This is a genomic window from Psychrobacter sp. P11F6 (assembly GCF_001435295.1).
GTDB lineage: Bacteria > Pseudomonadota > Gammaproteobacteria > Pseudomonadales > Moraxellaceae > Psychrobacter.
The window spans coordinates 2,291,177-2,311,637 of the sequence record NZ_CM003594.1; the positions used below are offsets into that span (position 1 = coordinate 2,291,177).

Here is a 20,461-nt window from a genome sequence, read left to right on the forward strand (position 1 = left end):
GCTAATAATCATTACGATAAACGCTGGATAACAGAGGCCAAAAGTAGTTTTTGAATGACTATCTTTTAGAGCAATCTCTTATCAGAGGAATCTCTTAAAAAACTCATCTAAAAAACAGCCCTGAATACTAAACATCTTATAACTTGAGAGTAATATGAATAAACAATCCGATACTGCAGCGGATAACACAGCATCCAAAGCTACTCGCCAAGTATCTGTTGCCGTTATCGGTGCAGGTACTGCTGGGCAAAATGCTTTTCGTCAAGCCAGTAAAACCCGTGATGATGTTGTTATTATTAATGACGGATTCTGGACGACCACTTGTATTGCGGTCGGCTGTATGCCAAGCAAACTATTGATTGCCGCCGCTGATCGTGCGTATGAAGCCAATCACTCTGCTGAATTTGGCGTCCATGCCACCGTCCAGATAGATGGCAAGCAAATCATGCAGCGCGTTCGGGACGAGCGTGCTCATTTTGCTAGCTACATCAAAGCTCAAGTAGATAGCTGGCCTGATCACAAAAAAATCTCAGGACGCGCTCATATCAATAACCAAGGATTCATTGAAGTCAATGATGCGCTGATTGCCGCTGACAAAATCATTATCGCCACGGGCAGCTCTCCATTTATTCCAGATGGCTGGGCAGATAAGCTTGGTGACACCATGCTCACCTCTGATACGATCTTTGAGCTCACAAATTTACCCAAAACAATGGCCGTCGTCGGTACAGGTGCTATCGGATTAGAGCTTGCGCAAGCCTTTAAACGCTTAGGCGTAGAAGTAACTTTGTTTAATCGTGTCAAACGTGTTGCAGGTCTCAAAGACGATGATATCAATAACAAAGCTATCGATTGCTTAAGCCGCGAATTGACCATGCATTTGGGCAGCAAAATCAACGATGTCGGCGTGCAAATAGCCACGGATAATGACCATTCAACCGCGTTTATTAATTATGAAGACAGTGCCGGAGAGTCGCAACAATGGCAAGGTGAGTATGTACTGGTTGCCACTGGTCGCCGTAATAATATCAAACCGCTGGGAGTCGAACATTTAGGCGTTGAGCTTGACGACAAAGATCGTCCAAAGCACTTGAATAAAAAAACAGGTCAGATTCGTGATTTAGATGTCTATATCGTTGGTGATGCCAACGCCAACCTTCCACTATTGCATGTGGCCAGCGATGAAGGCTATAGCGCTGGAAGTATGGTCTGCGAGAATGAAGACGCCGCTCATATTCGCCCGCCCGCCACGCCCTTCTCGATTGTGTTTTGTTCACCACAAATCGTTAACGTCGGCATGTCTCTACCAGACATTCAGCAGGATACAAGCTTAGAATATGTCATCGGTAGCGTCAGCTTCGACAATCAAGGCCGTAGTCGCGTGATGGGCGTCAACTGTGGCCTGCTACATATCTATGGCTGTAAAAAAACTGATAGAATCTTAGGCGCTAGTATGGTGGGTCCTGATGCCGAGTATATTGGACACATTTTAGCGGCAGCGATTACCAATGATTTGAGTGTTAAGGCCATGCTCGATACGCCTTTTTATCATCCTACGATATTAGAAGGCTTACGTACCGCGTTACGCGATGTTCAACACAAAATGGCAATACCTTATCAGTACCAAGACACACAGGAAGATAGCTTTTAAGCATCAGCTCAGCTACACTTTCAAAACAAGGATGTCTCGTATTAATCATCACTCATGTTGTGTTTGGTAGCACTGACGACTTGAGATACTTTAAAAAACTCTGCATGGACCAAAAAATGGCAATCGCTAGTATTACTGATTTTTTTAAAGAGATTGTTCGTGACCTGCATACTAGCCTCTACCTTGCGCTTGGCGGCTCTGTCGATGAAGAGTCACTTGATTGGTCGTCTCAAGCGGTAGAGCTCGCTAGTACTGCCATCAAAATCCTAATACTGCTGGCAGTGTTGGGATTTTTTTATTGGCTTGCCATTTACATCCTTAAGCAAAGTAGGACAAAAATCCGCCTGAATGAGCGCCGTACCAAGATTGTTCGTTCAGTCTTGCGTTATATCTGGATAGTTGCCAGCCTGATTGCCATTATGAGCCAGATTTACTTTGAACCAGAGACTATCAAAGCCACTGCAAAAGCCAGTACATGGGCGGGGATTTATTATGTACTTTGGGCGTCATCTGGACAGATTATCCATAAGGTGTTACAGCATTATGGTCTCAATGCTTCTATAGAGCAGCTGCTTCAAAACATCTTGTCAGTGCTGCTATTGGTACTCGGACTTGCCAGCGTCATGGCGCAATTTGGTTTCGATATCGTCTCATTGGTCGCAGGTTTAGGGATTGTGGGTTTGGCAGTCGGTTTTGCTGCCCAATCAACGCTTGCTAACTTCATTGCGGGTATTACCATTTTACTCGAACAATCTTTTCAGGTTGGCGACTGGATTCATATCAATGACAATGAGGGTCGCGTCGTACTCATTGCATTACGCACCACCCATATTTTGACTCGAGACAACATCACCGTCATTATTCCCAACTCTAACGTTGCCTCCTCTGAGGTGACCAATTTAACCTCCAAGAACTTCATACGTTTCGATATTCGTGTGCGTATCGCCTTTGAAGATGATGTCGATACTGCTCGCAAGGAAATTTTGCAGGTGCTTACTGATACCGATGTAGTACTCAGCCGTCCTGAAACCTCGGCCACCGTGGATGAAATTGGTGAATACGGAGTGTTCTTTATTGTGCGTTTTTGGGTCAAGCCTGCTGCTGTCGCGCGCATGCCCAAAATTAAAGAAGGTCTAAAAGAAGATATCAAGCGTGCCTTTGATGCCGCTAATATTTCTACTCCTTACCCTCATATGCGTCTGCTTATGCCAAAGGATGTGGATTATCCTATTGCCACTAAACCTTTTGCAACTACAACGCAGGTCGTGTCAGAAACGCCACCACTGAGCAAAGCGGATAAATAAGCTCATTAGATTATTTATCCCTTGGACAATTTACCCCACAATTTTTAGGCTCAAGGTTTTCATCTTTAGTATGATAAGCATGATTTTGTGAAAGATGACATTGCTGAATCTCTCTTTGATAAACACCACCACTTTAAACCATCCTGCCCTGAATTATGGTAAAATTGGCGGTTAAACATCTTATTTTATGATGTGCATTACTTATCAATTTAGCCCACAGGTATCCGTATGACCGAAACAACCGCGCCCGCACCTCTAACAGCAGCTTCACCAGAATTGTCGCTTGACCTTATTATCACCTGTGCCGATGGGCTTGAGGCACCACTCCAAACTGAGCTGACAAGTTTTGGTATTGCAAGTGAAATCAAAAGTACAGGCCGTCTGGCAGTTACTGGTACTTTGCGTGACTTATATAGCATTTGTTTGTGGTCACGTGTCGCCTCGCGGGTATTAATGCTCATTAAACGCAAAAATATCAATGCCGAATACGATGTGGCTGAGCAACTTTATGGCTTGGCAAAATCGGTCAATTGGATTGAGCAGTTTAGTTTAGAGCAAACCTTTGCCATTCGTCTGTCGGTCGACAAGCGTGTCGCCGTCAGTCAACAGTTTGCGATGCTACGTATCAAAGATGCGATTGCAGATACGTTCAATGAAGTTTACGACAGCCGTCCTAACGTCGATAGTAAAAATCCAGATTTTTCGATATTTGCAACTGTGAATGATAAGCAAGCTGAGCTGTATTTAGATTTATCAGGCACCAGTTTGCATCGCCGTGGTTATCGCGTGGCAATGACTGAAGCGCCACTCAAAGAAAACTTGGCAGCGGCTCTACTATATAGTGCAGGCTGGCACAAGAAAAATGAAGCTGATAATGCACCTTTTTATAATGCGCTAATTGATCCAATGTGTGGGTCTGGCACCTTTATTATTGAAGCACTACTCATGCATTGCGATTATGCTGTGGGTATCGATAAAGCCGCCAATCAATTTGGTTTTTACCAATGGCGGCATCATGACGATGCCTTATGGCAACAGATGATCGATGATGCCCAGACACGTTTTCGCGAAGCCTTAGCAATTGCTAATGAGCAACCAGATACATTACCGCTGATTTTGGGGTTTGATGCTGATAGCGGCGCGATTTTAGCAACAGAGAAAAACCTGATTGCCGCAGGTTTGCAAGATTTATTACCACTGCTTGATCTTGAGACGCGTGCGCTTGACCAGCTGAGCACTGTCCTGAAGCCATTGGTCGATGACGGTCGATTGAGCAATCCTCTAATCATCACCAACCCACCTTATGGTGAGCGTTTGGGTGACGAAGAGATGATTAAGCCGTTATATCAGGCGATTGGACTTATTTTGCAAGATAGCTTTGCTGGTAGCGGCGTCGATCCGATGCTTGGCATATTGGCATCTAATGTTGAGCAAGTTGATATCTTACCGATTAAAGAACCAAAAACCTTACGCTGTCATAATGGTGCTATCACCGTTTATTTCCGCTATGGCACGTTGATTGCGGGACAAACGGGCAATCTCGTTAGTCGCTTCGAAAAACGTGAAATTGAAGTGGAAGAGGGACAAGACTTTATCAACCGCTTGCAAAAAAACCTGTCCAAGCTGAAGAAGTTGGCTAAAAAAGACAAGGTTAGTAATTTGCGCGTTTACAATGCTGACTTGCCCGACTTCAAAGTCGCCGTCGACTTATATGGCGACTATGTGCACGTACAAGAATATGCGCCACCAAAAACCATTCCACCTGAGACTGCTAAAAAACGCTTCAACTTGGCATTAATGGGTATTCGTGAAGTTTTTGGTATTAACCGTGAACAAATATTTATCAAGACCCGTGCACGCCAGTCTGGTAATGACCAATATAGCAAACAGAACACTACAGAAAAGCGTGGTAAATTTCATGTTGCACGTGAAGATGGTGCTTATTTCTACGTCAACTTTACGGACTATTTAGATACGGGTTTGTTCATTGATCACCGTAATATGCGTGCCCGTATCAAAGACAACAGTCGTAATAAATCCGTACTGAACTTATTTGCTTATACGTGTACGGCAAGTGTACATGCAGCGCTTGCTGGCGCGAAAAAAGTCACCAGCGTTGACTTGTCACAGAACTATCTAGACTGGGGTAAGCAAAACTTTGTATTAAATGGTCTGGACGTTAGCCGCAATAAATATCAATTCGTCGCAGCCGATATCTTTGAATGGATTAAAGACAATACTGAACAATTTGATGTCATCTTTATCGATCCACCGACCTTTTCGAATTCGAAAAAGTTTCAAGGTACCTTTGATGTGCAGCGCGACCACTCTGCTCTTATCAACCGCGCGATGAATCGCTTGACCTCTGACGGGATTTTGTATTTTTCAAATAACTTTACCCGCTTTGAGCTCGATGAGCAGTTAACTGAGCGTTATGAAATTATTGATATCACGCAAAAAACCATTGGTTTTGATTTTGATATTAAAAAGCCTATTCATCAAAGCTTTGAGATTCGTCATCGTCAGGGCTGATAATTTAGGTTTATGGATGGATATAAAGGTTAACCACCGCATTTAGACGCCATCTTTTATAGTCAGTCTTGTCGTACACATAACAATGACCCAATCGGCTTTGATTGGGTCATTTTTTGTTGTTATGATAGAGCGTCATTAAATACTAGCTAAGTAATAGCTAAGCAACCGTGAAGCGTAGATTTACGAGCGCTTTAATCCCACTATTGCGATTGTTTTTATTTATATAACTTAACTATTAAACCCTTAATCACTCTAATAACAAGGATAACCCCATGGCTTTATCACTTAATAAAGGCGGTAACTTATCGCTTACCAAAACTGACCCAAATTTGACCAAGCTGCTTATCGGTCTTGGTTGGGATGAACGCGCAACTTCTGGTGCTGAGTTTGATCTTGATGCCAGTGTGTTTTTACTGAATACAGCAGGTAAAGTACGCGGCGACCATGACTTCATTTTCTATAACCAGCTTAAGTCTGATAATGGCGCGGTTGAGCATACTGGTGATAACCGCACTGGCGAAGGTGATGGAGATGATGAAGTCGTTAAAGTAAATCTCACCCAAGTCCCAGCTGATGTGGACAAAATTGTCGTCACTGTTACTATTCATGATGCGGCGGCTCGTAGTCAAAACTTTGGTCAAGTTGCCAATGCCTTTATTCGTGTCGTGAATGAAGAGACAGGCACTGAAGTCGTACGTTTTGATTTGGCAGAAGATTACTCTGTGGAAACAGCAATGGTATTTGGCGAAGTCTATCGTCACAACGGTGAGTGGAAATTCCGTGCCGTTGGTCAAGGCTATTCAGGCGGCTTGCAAGCCATGTGTCAACAGTATGGCGTTGTTATCTAATGTGATAACTTATTCATGCTTAGACTACTATATGACCATTAAACTCAAAATATAAAGCAAGTATTAGCCCTCTATTTGTACTCACCATTAGCAATGATAATGGCTGTAAAATATGGTTGCAAAATAGTCACAATTATTCATAGCTAAATGACTAGTAATGCTTTATGTTTCGTTTAGAATTATGCAAAAAAAGTGGTTAGCGATAACCGCTTTTTTTGTGGTTTGTGCCTATAGTAGGCCGACCTTAGCTTTATGCAACCAGACAGGATGTGTCATGAGACATTTTTATTTAGACTTTATTTTCACCGCCATCGCCCTAGCGGTCGCGGCATGGTGGGGATATTCACATGGCGGTATGGGCGGTATGATAACCACCCTATCTATTACCGCTATTTTGGCCGTCATGGAGATTTCATTATCGTTTGATAATGCGGTGGTCAACGCCTCAGTCCTTAAAGGCTGGGATGAGTTTTGGAAAAAGATATTTTTAACGGTGGGTATTTTAATCGCCGTCTTTGGTATGCGCTTGGTATTCCCTATTGTTATCGTCGCTGTTACTGCCGACCTTGGTATGATGCAAGTAATCGATTTGGCATTGAACGATCCTAAAGAATACTCAGCCAGACTATTGGCGCATCATGCTGAAATCTCAGCATTTGGTGGTATTTTCTTATTGCTCGTCTTCTTAAACTTCATCTTTGATGAAAAAGAAGTACACTGGTTCGATTGGCTTGAGAGCCGTCTGGCAAAATTAGGCAAAGTCGATGCCATGAGCGTGTTTGTCGCGCTTATCGTCTTGATGATTGCCGTATCATTTGCCAAGCCTGAGCAATCAGCTGCGGTCCTAATCGCTGGCGTATGGGGCATCTTAGTTTACCTTGGCGTACAAGTGGTTTCTGGTATGTTAGAGGGTGATCTTGAAGAAGAACTAGACGCTCAAGGTAATAGTACTGGTGCTGCAACTAGCGCGATTATGAAAGGTGGTATTATCGGTTTCTTATATCTAGAAGTCCTTGATGCCTCATTCAGTTTCGATGGCGTGATTGGCGCATTTGCGATTACTAATGACGTAATCGTTATTATGCTAGGTCTGGCTATTGGTGCGATGTTTGTACGTTCGATGACTATCTTCTTGGTCGACAAAGGCACCTTGGATGAATATGTCTATCTTGAGCATGGCGCGCATTATGCTATCGGTGCTTTAGCTATCATCATGCTGCTATCAGTGAAATTCCATGTACCAGAGCTTATCACTGGTCTGATTGGTATTACCTTTATTGGTTGGGCGTTTGTCGCTTCACTCAATTATCGTAAGCGAGAAGCCAAATCAATTACTTGATGCTCGTTCGATGTTAAAAACCCAAGCAAAAATTTTTAATATCAAACAGTATAAAGTGGATAGATAAAGTTAGTTTAAAAATAGACGGGTTGTACCAAAGCAGTTGGTATGACCCGTTTTTGCTCTAAAGCACTTATTTGACACCCGTTGAATAAGTGCTTTTTTATGTTGCACTGCCTAACGATCTAATTTACTTTTTGATAACAACACCTTAACGACTGTTGCTCGGACGGTTAAAAAGTATCAGACTTGCAGCGTTGATATGTCCCTTAGTAATCATATCGTAATCACACAAAATACGCCTTGCTTAGTAAGCAATCGCTTAGTATAGTAAATCGTAATGATATGCAGGGCGTGGCATACGAGTAAATTTATTCATTGCTTGCATTTATATATCGACCACTGCACTATTTTAGTTTATTTTTTTTATCATTCAATCCACTCAATTATTAATCAAAAGGATATTTATATGGCTATTAGCTTAACAAAAGGCGGCAACGTAAACTTATCAAAAGAAGCGCCGGGTTTAACCAATATTACAGTCGGTCTTGGCTGGGATCCACGTGCTACTGACGGTCAAGAGTTTGACTTAGATGCAATTGGCTTTTTGGTCAATGAAGCAGGCAAAGTACGTAATGACCAAGATTTCATCTTTTTTAACAACTTAAAGTCAGACAATGGCGCGGTTGAGCACACAGGTGATAACCGTACTGGTGAAGGCGACGGCGATGATGAAAAAATCAAAATCAACCTTGCTAGCATTCCAGCTGACGTAAGCAAAGTCGCTATCTGTGCGATTATTTATGAAGGTCAAAGCCGCAATCAAAACTTTGGTCAAGTGGGTGATGCCTACATCCGTGTCGTTAACGACAATGGCGATGCTGAAATCGCACGTTATGACTTATCAGAAGACGGTAGCACCGAAACTGCGATGATTTTTGGTGAATTATATCGCCATAGTGGTGACTGGAAATTCCGTGCCGTTGGTCAAGGCTTCAGCGGTGGTCTTGGACCATTAGCGGCTTCTTATGGCGTTAATGTTTAAGAGCTGACTAACATTTAGCGCTAATAATATAAGCCCGAAAAGCCATCAAGTGTGCCCTACTATCGCATTTGATGGCTTTAAAAGTAATAGGCTAGCGAAAATCTATGGTTAAGCCGACTTACAGACATGACTTACAAACATATAGAATACTGATATAAGGATTCGCACCCTATGACCGCCACGTTTAGCTTGATCGGTACCATTGAACCATTTCTTCATTGTAACCTCAAAAAAGGCGACTCCATCTATTGTGAAGCCAATGCAATGGTGATGATGGAATCAAACCTTGAGCTAAAAGGTAAGCTGCAAGGCGGTCTGATGCAATCACTCATGCGCCGTTTTGCCAATGATGAATCCTTGTTTCAGCAGCAGATTGAAGCCGTGAACAGTGAAGGCGATTGTTTACTTGCGCCAACGCTCGACGGTGATATGCAAATCATTGATTGCGGTGCGCAGCAATATACATTAAGCGATGGCGCATTTGTCGCAGCGCAAACGGGTGTCGATGTGAAGGCTAAGATTCAACGTAATCTAGGTGGCGCAGTCTTTGGTGATACTGGCGGCTTTATGGTGATGCAGACGCAAGGTCAAGGTCAGGTAGTGGTATCGGGTTTTGGCTCATTGTTTGAGATTGATGTCGAACCTGGTAAAGACGTCATCATTGATAACGGTCATGTAGTCTGTTGGGACTCGCGTTTGGAATACAAACTCTCAGTCGCCACCAGTAAGAAAAAAGGCTTCATGGGCAATATTATCAATTCGGTCACCAGTGGCGAAGGTATGGTTTTAAACTTCTCAGGCTCAGGCAAAGTCATTATCTGCTCTCGTAATCGTGATAGTTACCAAGGCTGGCTACAAAGCATCTTAGGTACTAGCTCAGGCGGTCGCGGCGGCAATAACAGTTTGCTTGGCAATATCTTATAGCTATTATTATGTTTTTAAAGCTTTATGTTACAACGACTCCTCGTCATCATAGACTTTATTTAACCCTCTACTCACAATTACTATAACACTGTAGTATAAGGAATATCACATGGCAGTTAGTTTACAAAAAGGTCAGAAAATCTCCCTAAGCAAAGAAGCGGGCGGCGAGCTTACCCAAGTAAAACTGGGTCTAGGCTGGGACGTTGCTCAAAACCCTCAAGATAAAAAAGGTGGGTTCCTGGGCAAGTTATTCGGTGGTGGTAGCGGCGGCGACTCGATTGACTTAGATGCCTCGTGCATCATGTTTGATACCAATAAACAAGCCATCGATGCGATTTGGTTCAGTCAGCTGAAATCAAAAGATGGCAGTATCGTCCATACTGGTGATAACCGCACTGGTGACGGCGATGGTGACGACGAAGTTATCAATGTCGATCTTTCAAAAATCCCTGCCAATGTCGTCTCTCTAGTATTTACGGTCAATAGTTTCACTGGTCAAACGTTTGAAACGGTAGAAAATGCATTTTGTCGTATCGTCAATGCCAATAACAATCAGGAAGTCGCGCGCTACAATTTATCAGCGCAAGGTGGGCATACCGCGATGATTATGGCAAAAGTATATCGTCATAATAATGAGTGGAAAATGCATGCAATTGGTGAAACGGCTTCTGGTCGTACTTTTCATGACTTGATGCCTGCCATCACGCCGCACGCATAATCTTTGATCTATTTTTAAATTTCATTACTTTCAATACAAACAGCTTAACGACTTTCGTTGAGCTGTTTTTTTGATTATTATAATATGAATAAAATAAGCTCAGAGTGTGAAAGAGATATGCAAGCAAGACACATTGATAACGGTTACAGGCTAACTTATTATGCCGAGCAAAGTATAGTATGCTGTATCGAATGTGGCACTGTAGGTAAAGTTGAAAATGAACATCAATACAGAATAGAAAGTGAACGCAAAGTTTGGTGTGCTAAATTTGTCTGTAAACACTGCCAATTATCATTAGTAAAAAATGAAGATTAAGCCGACTGGGTAGGTCAATGTAATTTAATAGGAGATTGCCCGTGTAGCTTTTGTGGTACACGATTGACTGCTAATGAAGAAATAATATCCTCCTATAAACAAGCTTTACCCTCTACTATTGCTATTGACTGCTCAAATTGTGGTAAAACCAATACAGTACCCGTAGAAAGAGCGAATAAATACCAACGTTATGATGCAAGGTTAGCTATTGACGCTGATTTTGGGCTTCCTCTTTTCTTACAAGTACCCTGCCGATTTGGCAAAATTTGGGCATTTAATCAGAACCATTTAACTGAATTACATAGTTATATCAATGCAACATTAAGAGAAAGAACAGCCGATGCTGGTAATGCCAGCATGCCTTCAAGACTACCCAATTGGATGAAGTCAGCAAAAAATCGTGAAATGATTAATAAAAAGCTAACACAGTTACAAAGTCAATTAGATAGGTATGAAAATAAAAACACTTCTAAAAAATAAAAAGAGCAAGTAATACAACTAATAATTAATGACTCTTAGAAAGCCAGCCCATCTATCATTAGATGGGCTGGCTTTTTTGCATTACAGGATATTATCGAAGCTATTACTTACTACCACGCTTCCAACTAAAGCCCCAATTAAAGGCTTTGTCCATTTCTTGATGGCCTTTAAAGTACTCATTAATACGCTCAACGTTGATACTGCCATTTTGATTGACCAAGCGCGCAATCGCACACATTGGTAGATTACCTGTTCCTTCTGTCAAACGCGTTTCGATCGGTGGTTGGTCGGGTACATGAATGGTCACGACACCATCTGTTTGCGCCCAATTGGGTGCGCCTTCATAGATAAAGGCGAAAATAAACACCTCTTCTATCTGCGACCATTGCTGACCGTTAATATCTAGCCACTCACCGCCGCTCACCTGCCCCGTTCTATCATCAGCACGCAAACAAACGTAAGGCGCTGATGTTAAGCTACCAAAGCGATTGCCCAAGGCCTGAATCAAGGTTTTTTCACCATTTTTTAGATGAATCATCGCCCCAACATCAAGGTCAATACCGCCCGCTTTATGTTGTTTGAAAAGATCGCCTAACAAGCCTTTTTTGGGTGCTTGCTGATTGGCAGTCGGATTTTGGTTCCAGTTTAAGTTAACAGAGATTTTACCAAAGTCATCACGTTTCTTTAGGTTGATGCTAGACTGATTTTTGGTTAAAGTGATTTTGCTTAGGTTAATTGACGGATTTGGAGAAGCTGTAGGAATTGGCGGCGGCGTGCTTGTTTGAGGTGCACTACCTGCTTTCTGCGTATTAATTGGGCGCTGCGTATTGATGGGCTGAGCTTGACCTTGTGACTGGTCTTGTACAGGGCTTTGAGCGGGCGCTTCATCAGCAATCTCTACACCAAAATGCTCAGACAAAGGCTTCAGCCCTCCTTCGAAGCCTTGGGCAATAAAACGGAACTTCCAGCTACCTTGGCGGCGATAACATTCCGCTAAAATAATCGCTTTTTCATTACGTCCAGCTGCACTTAATTGGCAAGTCATCAGCACTTGACTGCCTTGCAATACCTGAATATCGACATCGCCAACTTGCGCAAGCGGCTGCGCACTAGAAAACGCTAACGCTATCTTCTCAATATTTGCAGGCTGCGCAGGTAAATTAATATCAAAAAACCCATCGCTATCATGACCACGGAAACTCACACTGCCATCATCGCTACGTGTCTGCCCATAAAATATCATGTCGCCATCGCCGCGTACTTTACCGTCAGTTGTCAGGCGATATGCCGCGCAATCGACTGCACTTTGGCTTAAAATACGAATGCTAATATGATCTGTTGGCAGTGGCGCATTGGCACCAGCAATCAGTTGTTGAGGTTGGATTTGGCTCATCATACATCCTTTGAATTATTTATTATGTGCGTGTGTTTGTTATGCTAATAATTGTCATATAGTAGCATGGATAGCAGCTGATTTTTAAAGCGTACGACCGTTCAATAACATGCCAATGACCCTAAAAAATATTTTTACAAATCCTTCATGCTATTTTGTCAGCAGCATTTATAACGCTTAGCATTTGTATATAATAGCCCCTACTATTAGCAATATTACGGCTTGTTTTTTTATTGCTGTTTGAGGCTTGCTTATATTCCTGATGGTGTTGCGATGACGATAGTGAATTATTCAATTATATCTAAAACCTACGATAATGCTGAGAGAATTATGAAAACCCCTGCTAACGATAACGATCATATAACATCAACTGCCGCATCACCTGCCGTTTGGTTAGCTGAAGGTCAGTCAAGCCAGCGTGATATGTTAGCCAGCCTGCAAACCCTAAAAAATCACGCTGATACTCCGTTTAACATTATCGCTTCACACCGCCACAATAGACCTGAGATTTTTGAATTTGCTGACAGCGTTTACCACGAGCCTTCTACTAGCACCGCAGATAACGATGAGCAAGCAGTGCTGGAATCTGTTGAGCCATTGATGCCGCGTTGGCAGTTTGTGTTAGAACAAGCGCAGAAAAACAATGTAAAAGTGTTGCTCACTGGACGCAATGGTATTGATTACGAAGACAAGCGTGAGGCGTTTAACGCGGCTGGCATTCGTTTATTGACGGGTGCAACGAGTGTGGCAGCGTTAGAAGTGATAGATGATAAGTTTGCCTTTATGCAGCAGTGTCATGAGCATGATATTCCCGTTGCCGAGGCGTGGCGCTTTGATAATGTCGCAGAGCTTGAAGCATTACTTGCTACGTACGGTCACCAACCATTATGCGTCAAACCGGTTACGGGTATTTTCGCTCAAGGGTTTTGGCGACTAGATTTAGCAAAAAATGATGGGGAACAGTACGATAGCTTTGAGCATTTATATTTTACTGAAGATAAAAAAATCAATACCACGCAATTTATTAATGCCTATGCAAACAGTGTCATGGTGCAGGAACGCCCAATTCCCATGCTGCTAATGCCTTATTTGTCAGGGCAAGAGTACTCTATCGATGTCGTCTGTGAATATGGCGAAGTATTGGCTGCTGTCACCCGTTATAAAACGGGGAAAATTCAGCATATCGGCTACGAGCAAGCGGTCATGGATGTCGTCATTCCACTAATAAAAGCCTTTGGCTGCGATGGCATCGTCAGTGTCCAAACCAAAGCCGACGATGACGGTCAGCACCGTGTGCTTGAGATTAATAGTCGCCCTTCTGGTGGCATCGACTACACCACCCATAGCGGTGTGGATTTGACCCAAGTTGGATTTGCCTATTGGCTGGGCTTAACCGATAAACCGATACTGGCTGATATCGCGCAACAAATAACCCCCTGCCAAGTACGCTCTATTATGGTCGGTGTAAAAGTTGAAGAAGACATCACTGAATAAGTCAAAATAATAATATAAAAAGCTGACGGCAATAAACCTACAATAATAAATCCATGGCAACCGAATATATTCAATAAGAGGCAAACGATGACAGCACAAACCACGTTAGTGTTAGGGGAAAATACGGTCATCGCGACATCGAATTTTTCGGTCGCCTTTTCGACGACAAATCAGTCAAAGTTTGGCGAGCAGCTTGGGCTACTATGGCTGCCTTTGGATGAGCATCGAAAAGCCGCTTGTAGTCCTGCTTATCTTCATGAACCGAAGGAATGGGCGCAGCTCAATAGCAAAGATAATCCAAATGCATGGCAATTGGATTTGCCTGCATTGTTTGATAAACAAGGTGCAAGCTTTTTACAACTGATTGCTTATGTTTATCATGAGCCAAGCCTAAACTTACCTGCCGTTGAATTGAGCAAGGTAAACTTAACCCTCAATGAGGGCGATATTTGTTATGAATTTACCACAAGTGAGCGCCATGTCAAGGCGGCGATCATATTAGAGATATACCGACGCAATGGACAATTTAAATGCCGTGCCCTTGGTGAAAGCTCCACCCAAGGACTGGCAAGTCTTGAGCATCATGTACAAGTGAGCCTTGATATGCGTCCGCCAGATACGCATGCCCTTATCCAAGATGCCCAGCGCGCACAGCAGCAAGGTTATCCTAACAGTGATGCGCGTCCGCCCAGACAAGTTCAGTATGGTGAAACTTGGACAGGGACAGCGTTTGCTATCGATCCCTATCATTTACTGACTTGTTATCATGTCATTGAATCGGCGGCGATGATTGGTGTGCGTCAGCAAGGGCAGCCCGATCATGAGGCGCAAGTGGTACTCAGCGATATTGGTAGTGATTCAGCCATTATTAAAGTAAGTGAGCCACTGCCAAGTTATTTACCCTTAGCACAGCGTTGTACTGATAATTTGGGTGAAACCATCACCACCTTGGGATTTCCGTTATCAGGATTGAGTAGCCAATTACAAGTAACGCAAGGCTGCATCTCAGGACTGACAGGGTTTGGCGATGATATTCGCTATCTGCAATTTACTGCGCCTATTCAGCCAGGCTCTAGTGGCAGCCCTTTATTACTGCCGACTGGCGAAGTTATCGGCATGGTAACGTCCAGCCTCGTCCATGAGCATGCACAAAATATGAACTATGCGGTGAAATTTCAGTTATTATCCGCCCTACTCGCGAGCGCTGGAATTAGTTTAGATAATTTATCTGACTCATCTGGCATGTTACGCACGACAGCTGCGCCGCTGACCACGCCGCAATTAAGCAAACAAAGTCGCGGAGCTTTGTGGTTAGTAGGTTGTCAGGGTTAATGATTCACTATAGTGTCGACAAACCTTAAATAAATACATCTAAACACTTGATTTATTTAGTAGTTGATTATTTCGATACGCGCTATCATAATAACCCGGCTTAGAAATAACAAGTGTTGAGCTACACTATATTTTTAAGATTTTAACCTTGATAAAATCTAACCTAAATAATTAGAAAGTTATAGTTACCCAACTTTCAAAAGTATACACCGCTACTCAAATGAGTTTTTAGCAACTTCTATCTACGTAGGTACAGCAAGCACAGAGCATTAATTCTAGTAGCATGTGATAATACTTGCACCTTTTTTATTTAAAACTATATATACAAAGCAAAAATTTTAGTACAAATGTAAGAAAAAATTCCAATAAAAATTAATAACTAAAGTAAGCAAATAGATATGATTTATATAATAATTTTAGTTGCTGTTTTTTTCATAATAGGTGCTTTGTCAAATGATGATGAAAGTGTTTCAGATAATACTGCCACTAGAAACTATTCCTACACTACGAAGCTAGAGGGCAAGTATCTACACTTAAGTATGGATACTATTCCTTATGGAACAGAAGTTGTTATTCTTGAACTTGCTTATCAGGGACAAAATGTAAAAAGTTATTATGATATTTTTAATGATGAAGAAGGCAACTTTATAACTGGTGCTCGCAATAACGATAATAATGGTCCTTACTCAATAAGTGTGCCTATCAATGCTTTAATTTTGCCTAGAAATAAAGATATCACCTTAGAGTTTAATATTACGCTTTTAAAAGATGGCGTTATTCTCGATAAACTCAAATCTCAAGAGGAAATTCGTATAAGCTCTAGCTCTTTTTTACTTATGGAATGGTTCATTCCTACAATAAAAATTTTGGCTTACTACTCCATCAAAAAAGGTGATTCTAATGATTCAAAATCTTGGTCCAAAGACAATATCAAAATTATCAAAAATGTTTTTTCAAATCACATAGAAAACAATCCAGAAGAACGAGATTTTTTAAAAAATCAAATGAAAATCTTATCAGGTACTTCAATAGATTTGAGAGAATGTGTTAAGGATTTCAATAATAGAGCAAATACTACTAATGACAAGAATACTATTTTCTATGCATCAGCTCGGATAATAATCAATAACCTAGAGTCAGGAAAATGGTTGCATATAGAAAAAGGTCTAGCAGAGATTAAAAATCTGAGCAAATTAATGGGCATTAGCAATGAAATATTAGAGGATGTTTACTCTGGTTTTGAAACCCTTAAAAACCAAGACAAACCTACAGAAGCTTCTGATAATCTAAAAGCATTAAAGGTTCTTGGTTTGTTAGAAGGAGCTACTATCGAAGAAATGCGTAGAGCTTATAGATTAAAGATCAAAGACTTTCATCCTGACAAATACACTCACTTACCTGAATCTGTAAAACTGGTACTTCAAGAAAAAGCTCAAGAACTAAACCTTGCAAAAGAAACACTACGATTTTAGCACTCAATAACGTTGAAACCTTTATATGACTACAAACAGTATTTCCATGAAAAAAAGCTATGTCTGCACCATTACCCTACCACGCGGCAATCTTGATTTAACCTATCAAACCAATTCAGCCACTACGAAAAATGGGGCAGAACCAAGTAATGATTATCAATTAGAAGGCTTGCTTGGCTTTGCACAACGCATTAACCCAAAACGTGCCTTTTTGTTTGTCTCAAAAGTATTAGGTCGTCATATTCCAGTGGCTCCTAGCATCATGCGTCATGCTTTTACTGACTTGGCGAATTTGGTTCCTAGCGATTTGCCTGAGCCGATTTTAGTCATCGGTATGGCAGAGACAGCCGTTGGCTTATCTGCGGGGGTACATCAAGCGCTACAAACGCGTTACCCCAATGCCTTACTATTAAACTCTACGCGTCATGCGCAACATGATGACAGTCATGACAGTAGCAGTGACTCTTTATTAACCACTTTCAGCGAAGACCACAGTCATGCCAGCCAGCATCTCATTTATCAAAGTGCAGATACAGTGACCCAAGCGCAATTACTAGCGAGCAAGACCTTGATTATGGTGGATGATGAAGCGTCGACGGGCAATACTTGCGTCAATGTCGTCACTGCCCTTCGTAACGCAGGACTTGACCAACTAGAGCAAGTACATCTTACCACTTTGGTTGATTGGTCTTTAAACCAGAATCAGAATGCAGCCGATGCCAATGAAGCTGTGTCTGACCAAATCGCAAAACGCCTGCCCAATATCCACTTTCAACGTCATCATCTACTGTCTGGTGCATGGACTTGGACAGATGCGCCCAATCCTGAACCGATAACGATGCCATCGGTTGATACAACTGAAGCAGGCAGTCAGTCTCTAGGTAATACTGGCAATTGGGGACGTTTCCCAACCCTAGATAGCACCGACGGGTTTGATCATTATCTTTTGAGATTTCAAACTGCCTTTAACGTTTTTAACAAGCAAGCTCAACCTGAGAAAGAGCCGTTTGATAAAGAACAGTTGCCACAGCGTATCTTAGTATTGGGCAGTAATGAGTTTGTTTGGTTACCGTTTTTATTGGCTGAATGGCTTGCGCAAAATACGCATATAGAGAATAGTAAGAATACGGTTAATTTTAGTGCGTTAACCCGCTCACCGATTGCGCTTGGTGGCGCAATTACCTCGATGCTAAGTTTTAATGATAATTATGGGCTTGGTATGACCAACTTTGCGTACAACGTTACACCTAGCAATTGGGATTTGATTGTCTTGTGTGTGGAAACGTCCGCTGATAGCGTTGATACTATGTGGAAAGGTTTGGAGAATGTATTGGTGGTGAGTCCGACGCTGTAAATTATTTTATAAGAACTGTCTTCTTACAACTATCCTCTAAATCCCGCTCTGCTTTTCACATTCAACCCTTACGGACACCTTTATGACCAGCCCATTTTTTCAAGCCAATCCTGATATCGTTAAGCCTTACGCGCTAATGGATTTGGACGACACGCTATTTCAAACTCAGCGTAAAATTGACGCATGGGACTTACCCACCACTGAAGCTGAAAACTTAGTTTGCGCAACCGTTAACAAACAAGGCGAGCCATTAAGCTTTATGAGTCAGCGCCAAGCGGCGTTTTTTAACTGGCTACTTGCTAGCACTGATCTAATCGTAGTGACGGCACGCGACCGCAGTGAAATCGAGCGTGTTAAACTGCCTTTTGATAGCTGGCAAATTTTGACTCATGGCGCGATTATTCTTGACAAAGACGGTGCGTTACAAGCCCAGTGGCAACAGTATATGTATAATAAGCTTGCGCCATTGCAAGAAAAATTGCAGCAGCTGAGCCAGCTATTCGCGAATCACAGCAAAAATGACAATAGCCAGCTGGTCTTTACACCACATATCGATAGCTTTAGTGATGGCGCTGATAATAAAGAATTAACCATTTATCTGGCTATCAAACATGCGCAAAAAGACCATCAAGCATTAGTAGATCTCGCTGCAAAACTGCCAACGTTAATACGAGACTTTGAGCAGGATTTTTATGTGCACGTGAATGCGAATAATCTAGCTATATTGCCGCACGCAGTTCATAAGCGCCATGCGGTACAGTTCTTGTTAGCTAATCATTTAGACAGTCAGCGACCAAGTTTTGGCTTTGGTGACAGTCTGGCAGATTTACCATTTTTACAGCTGCTTGACTGGTATGGTATGCCCAATCATGGTCAGTTACATGAACGACTTAGCGCTCAATCATTCTAAACACTTAATCTCTCCTAAATAAAAACAATAATCGCCCCCGTTTATAGAAGTAGAAATTATTTTATGACCCATCATATAACAAACCCTAATGTTCAAAAATTAGAAGCATATGGCTCAGGCAGCTATCTTGCCAGTGATGTGACCGTACTGCTCGATATAGTCGCTAAAGAAGCGGTCGCCGATGTACCAGTCAGTCAAAAAGAAGCGCTCATTCAAAGTGGGCAACGTCATTATTCTGATATGTTGACCTTGGAGCAAGCGCCTACTGCTATGCATGAGCAGCTTTACACGCAAGCATTAGAGCAAGGAGCTGAGAGGACTGCCACTGACATTGCTAATTTGGCTTATACGCTACATCACATTTTTCAAAAATCTCGAAATGAACATACCGTTAGTAATGAGCGCCCGCTAGTCTTAGTCAGTTTGGTACGCGCAGGTTTGCCAGTTGGCGTTTTGTTGCAGCGTGCGTTAGCAGACGTTAATAGTAGCTATGCTTTGCCGAGCGTGCATTATGGAATCAGCATCATTCGCGACCGCGGACTTGATCCAGTTGCGTTACAAATGATATTGAATGCTCATCCAGACAGTCCTATCGTATTTGTTGACGGCTGGACGGGCAAAGGCGCGATTTATCAAGAGCTTGCTCATAGTTTAGAAAAATTTAGCGATCCTAGCCATGTAAACTTTGCCAATATCTTTCATCAAGGCGTAGGTGTTATTCCCTTATTAACGCTGGCTGATCCAGCTGGCGTTGCTTGGCTTGCAGCTAGCATCGATGACTGGCTGATTCCCTCAGGGCTATTAAATAGTACGGTATCAGGACTGATTTCGCGAAGTTTATATACCGAGCCAGCATTAGGGCTACACCGCAGCGTGTTTTATGATAGCTTAATTGAGGTCGACCATAGCTTAGCTTTCATCACTCATATAGATACAGCGCGCCGTGCATTAGCCCCATCTTTGCAGTGCTTGCCGACGTTTCAGCAGCCGCGCTATCAGACAGCTGCTTTAATCGACAAGCTGGCAGCAGACTACGATATCGCCAATCGTAACCGCATTAAGCCAACGATTGCAGAGGCAACACGGGCGATATTACGCCGTGACCCTGAACGCATATTATTAGCCAGCGCTGATCATCCTGATACCATACTGCTAAGACATTTATGTGCCCAGCGAAATATCATTATTAGTGTATTAGGTGATAAAATACATCCCTATCAAGCCATCACGCTTATCAAGCAACGTAGCGAAGACCACTAATCATTGCTACACTCGCGGTTTTTATAAACCAGACCCGTCTCAAACTCAAAGCAGCGAAAGAAAAGCGAAAGAAAAAGGTAAAACTAC

Annotated in this window: 16 protein-coding genes; 15 read left to right on the forward strand and 1 reads right to left on the reverse strand. The window is 42.3% G+C overall.

Annotated elements, in window-relative coordinates; genetic code table 11:
* The first annotated feature begins 154 nt into the window (after positions 1-154).
* The 9 genes from AK822_RS09440 (at position 155) to AK822_RS09480 (ending at position 11,159) form a co-directional block, all read left to right on the forward strand.
* Entirely contained in the window at positions 155-1,651 is a 1,497-nt protein-coding gene (locus AK822_RS09440; RefSeq protein ID WP_060491453.1) for a dihydrolipoyl dehydrogenase, read from the forward strand.
* Positions 1,652-1,767: 116 nt separating this feature from the next.
* Positions 1,768-2,955: a mechanosensitive ion channel family protein gene (locus AK822_RS09445; RefSeq protein WP_226950312.1), complete on the forward strand. Its 1,188-nt coding sequence runs from the start codon at positions 1,768-1,770 to the stop codon at positions 2,953-2,955.
* 228 nt (positions 2,956-3,183) lie between these two features.
* Entirely contained in the window at positions 3,184-5,487 is a 2,304-nt protein-coding gene (rlmKL, locus tag AK822_RS09450) for a bifunctional 23S rRNA (guanine(2069)-N(7))-methyltransferase RlmK/23S rRNA (guanine(2445)-N(2))-methyltransferase RlmL (RefSeq protein WP_060491454.1), read from the forward strand.
* 275 nt (positions 5,488-5,762) lie between these two features.
* Complete coding sequence (locus AK822_RS09455; protein ID WP_055123872.1) at positions 5,763-6,338, forward strand: TerD family protein; 576 nt, start codon at positions 5,763-5,765, stop codon at positions 6,336-6,338.
* A gap of 274 nt (positions 6,339-6,612) precedes the next feature.
* On the forward strand, positions 6,613-7,677 hold the full coding sequence (locus tag AK822_RS09460) for a DUF475 domain-containing protein (RefSeq protein ID WP_045445375.1): 1,065 nt from the start codon (positions 6,613-6,615) through the stop codon (positions 7,675-7,677).
* Between the two features lie 469 nt (positions 7,678-8,146).
* Complete coding sequence (locus AK822_RS09465) at positions 8,147-8,722, forward strand: TerD family protein (RefSeq protein ID WP_045445372.1); 576 nt, start codon at positions 8,147-8,149, stop codon at positions 8,720-8,722.
* 171 nt (positions 8,723-8,893) lie between these two features.
* Complete coding sequence (locus AK822_RS09470; protein ID WP_060491455.1) at positions 8,894-9,646, forward strand: TIGR00266 family protein; 753 nt, start codon at positions 8,894-8,896, stop codon at positions 9,644-9,646.
* Positions 9,647-9,755: 109 nt separating this feature from the next.
* Positions 9,756-10,364, forward strand: a complete 609-nt coding sequence (locus AK822_RS09475; protein WP_045445366.1) for a TerD family protein — start codon at positions 9,756-9,758, stop codon at positions 10,362-10,364.
* A gap of 378 nt (positions 10,365-10,742) precedes the next feature.
* Positions 10,743-11,159 carry a hypothetical protein gene (locus AK822_RS09480; protein WP_060491456.1) on the forward strand — a complete coding sequence of 139 codons (417 nt, stop codon included), beginning with the start codon at positions 10,743-10,745 and terminating at the stop codon, positions 11,157-11,159.
* A 103-nt stretch (positions 11,160-11,262) separates the two neighbouring features.
* Here the strand turns inward: AK822_RS09480 and AK822_RS09485 are convergent, their stop codons facing one another.
* The gene (locus tag AK822_RS09485; RefSeq protein WP_060491457.1) at positions 11,263-12,552 is read right to left on the reverse strand and encodes a TerD family protein; all 1,290 of its coding nucleotides are present in this window, start codon (positions 12,550-12,552) and stop codon (positions 11,263-11,265) included.
* A 330-nt stretch (positions 12,553-12,882) separates the two neighbouring features.
* Here AK822_RS09485 and AK822_RS09490 point away from each other — a divergent pair, with 330 nt between their 5' ends.
* From AK822_RS09490 to AK822_RS09515, 6 genes are all read left to right on the forward strand, one after another.
* Positions 12,883-14,046 carry an ATP-grasp domain-containing protein gene (locus tag AK822_RS09490; protein WP_060491458.1) on the forward strand — a complete coding sequence of 388 codons (1,164 nt, stop codon included), beginning with the start codon at positions 12,883-12,885 and terminating at the stop codon, positions 14,044-14,046.
* Positions 14,047-14,133: 87 nt separating this feature from the next.
* Positions 14,134-15,378, forward strand: coding sequence for a trypsin-like peptidase domain-containing protein (locus tag AK822_RS09495; protein WP_060491459.1), 1,245 nt, complete (start codon positions 14,134-14,136; stop codon positions 15,376-15,378).
* A 398-nt stretch (positions 15,379-15,776) separates the two neighbouring features.
* Positions 15,777-16,850, forward strand: coding sequence for a J domain-containing protein (locus AK822_RS09500; RefSeq protein WP_060491460.1), 1,074 nt, complete (start codon positions 15,777-15,779; stop codon positions 16,848-16,850).
* Between the two features lie 46 nt (positions 16,851-16,896).
* Positions 16,897-18,204, forward strand: a complete 1,308-nt coding sequence (locus AK822_RS09505) for a phosphoribosyltransferase domain-containing protein (RefSeq protein ID WP_060491461.1) — start codon at positions 16,897-16,899, stop codon at positions 18,202-18,204.
* 82 nt (positions 18,205-18,286) lie between these two features.
* Positions 18,287-19,114, forward strand: coding sequence for an HAD hydrolase family protein (locus tag AK822_RS09510; protein ID WP_060491462.1), 828 nt, complete (start codon positions 18,287-18,289; stop codon positions 19,112-19,114).
* Between the two features lie 63 nt (positions 19,115-19,177).
* A complete protein-coding gene (locus AK822_RS09515; protein WP_060491463.1) occupies positions 19,178-20,374 on the forward strand; it encodes a cysteine protease StiP domain-containing protein in 1,197 nt (398 codons plus the stop codon).
* Positions 20,375-20,461 lie beyond the last annotated feature (87 nt).

Excerpts from the sequence above, each read along its gene's own strand:
- AK822_RS09440 (WP_060491453.1), top strand. The coding sequence starts at position 155 with ATGAATAAACAATCCGATACTGCAGCGGATAACACAGCATCCAAAGCT.
- AK822_RS09445 (WP_226950312.1), top strand. The coding sequence starts at position 1,768 with ATGGCAATCGCTAGTATTACTGATTTTTTTAAAGAGATTGTTCGTGAC.
- rlmKL (WP_060491454.1), top strand. The coding sequence starts at position 3,184 with ATGACCGAAACAACCGCGCCCGCACCTCTAACAGCAGCTTCACCAGAA.
- AK822_RS09455 (WP_055123872.1), top strand. The coding sequence starts at position 5,763 with ATGGCTTTATCACTTAATAAAGGCGGTAACTTATCGCTTACCAAAACT.
- AK822_RS09460 (WP_045445375.1), top strand. The coding sequence starts at position 6,613 with ATGAGACATTTTTATTTAGACTTTATTTTCACCGCCATCGCCCTAGCG.
- AK822_RS09465 (WP_045445372.1), top strand. The coding sequence starts at position 8,147 with ATGGCTATTAGCTTAACAAAAGGCGGCAACGTAAACTTATCAAAAGAA.
- AK822_RS09470 (WP_060491455.1), top strand. The coding sequence starts at position 8,894 with ATGACCGCCACGTTTAGCTTGATCGGTACCATTGAACCATTTCTTCAT.
- AK822_RS09475 (WP_045445366.1), top strand. The coding sequence starts at position 9,756 with ATGGCAGTTAGTTTACAAAAAGGTCAGAAAATCTCCCTAAGCAAAGAA.
- AK822_RS09485 (WP_060491457.1), bottom strand. The coding sequence starts at position 12,552 with ATGAGCCAAATCCAACCTCAACAACTGATTGCTGGTGCCAATGCGCCA.
- AK822_RS09490 (WP_060491458.1), top strand. The coding sequence starts at position 12,883 with ATGAAAACCCCTGCTAACGATAACGATCATATAACATCAACTGCCGCA.
- AK822_RS09495 (WP_060491459.1), top strand. The coding sequence starts at position 14,134 with ATGACAGCACAAACCACGTTAGTGTTAGGGGAAAATACGGTCATCGCG.
- AK822_RS09500 (WP_060491460.1), top strand. The coding sequence starts at position 15,777 with ATGATTTATATAATAATTTTAGTTGCTGTTTTTTTCATAATAGGTGCT.
- AK822_RS09505 (WP_060491461.1), top strand. The coding sequence starts at position 16,897 with ATGAAAAAAAGCTATGTCTGCACCATTACCCTACCACGCGGCAATCTT.
- AK822_RS09510 (WP_060491462.1), top strand. The coding sequence starts at position 18,287 with ATGACCAGCCCATTTTTTCAAGCCAATCCTGATATCGTTAAGCCTTAC.
- AK822_RS09515 (WP_060491463.1), top strand. The coding sequence starts at position 19,178 with ATGACCCATCATATAACAAACCCTAATGTTCAAAAATTAGAAGCATAT.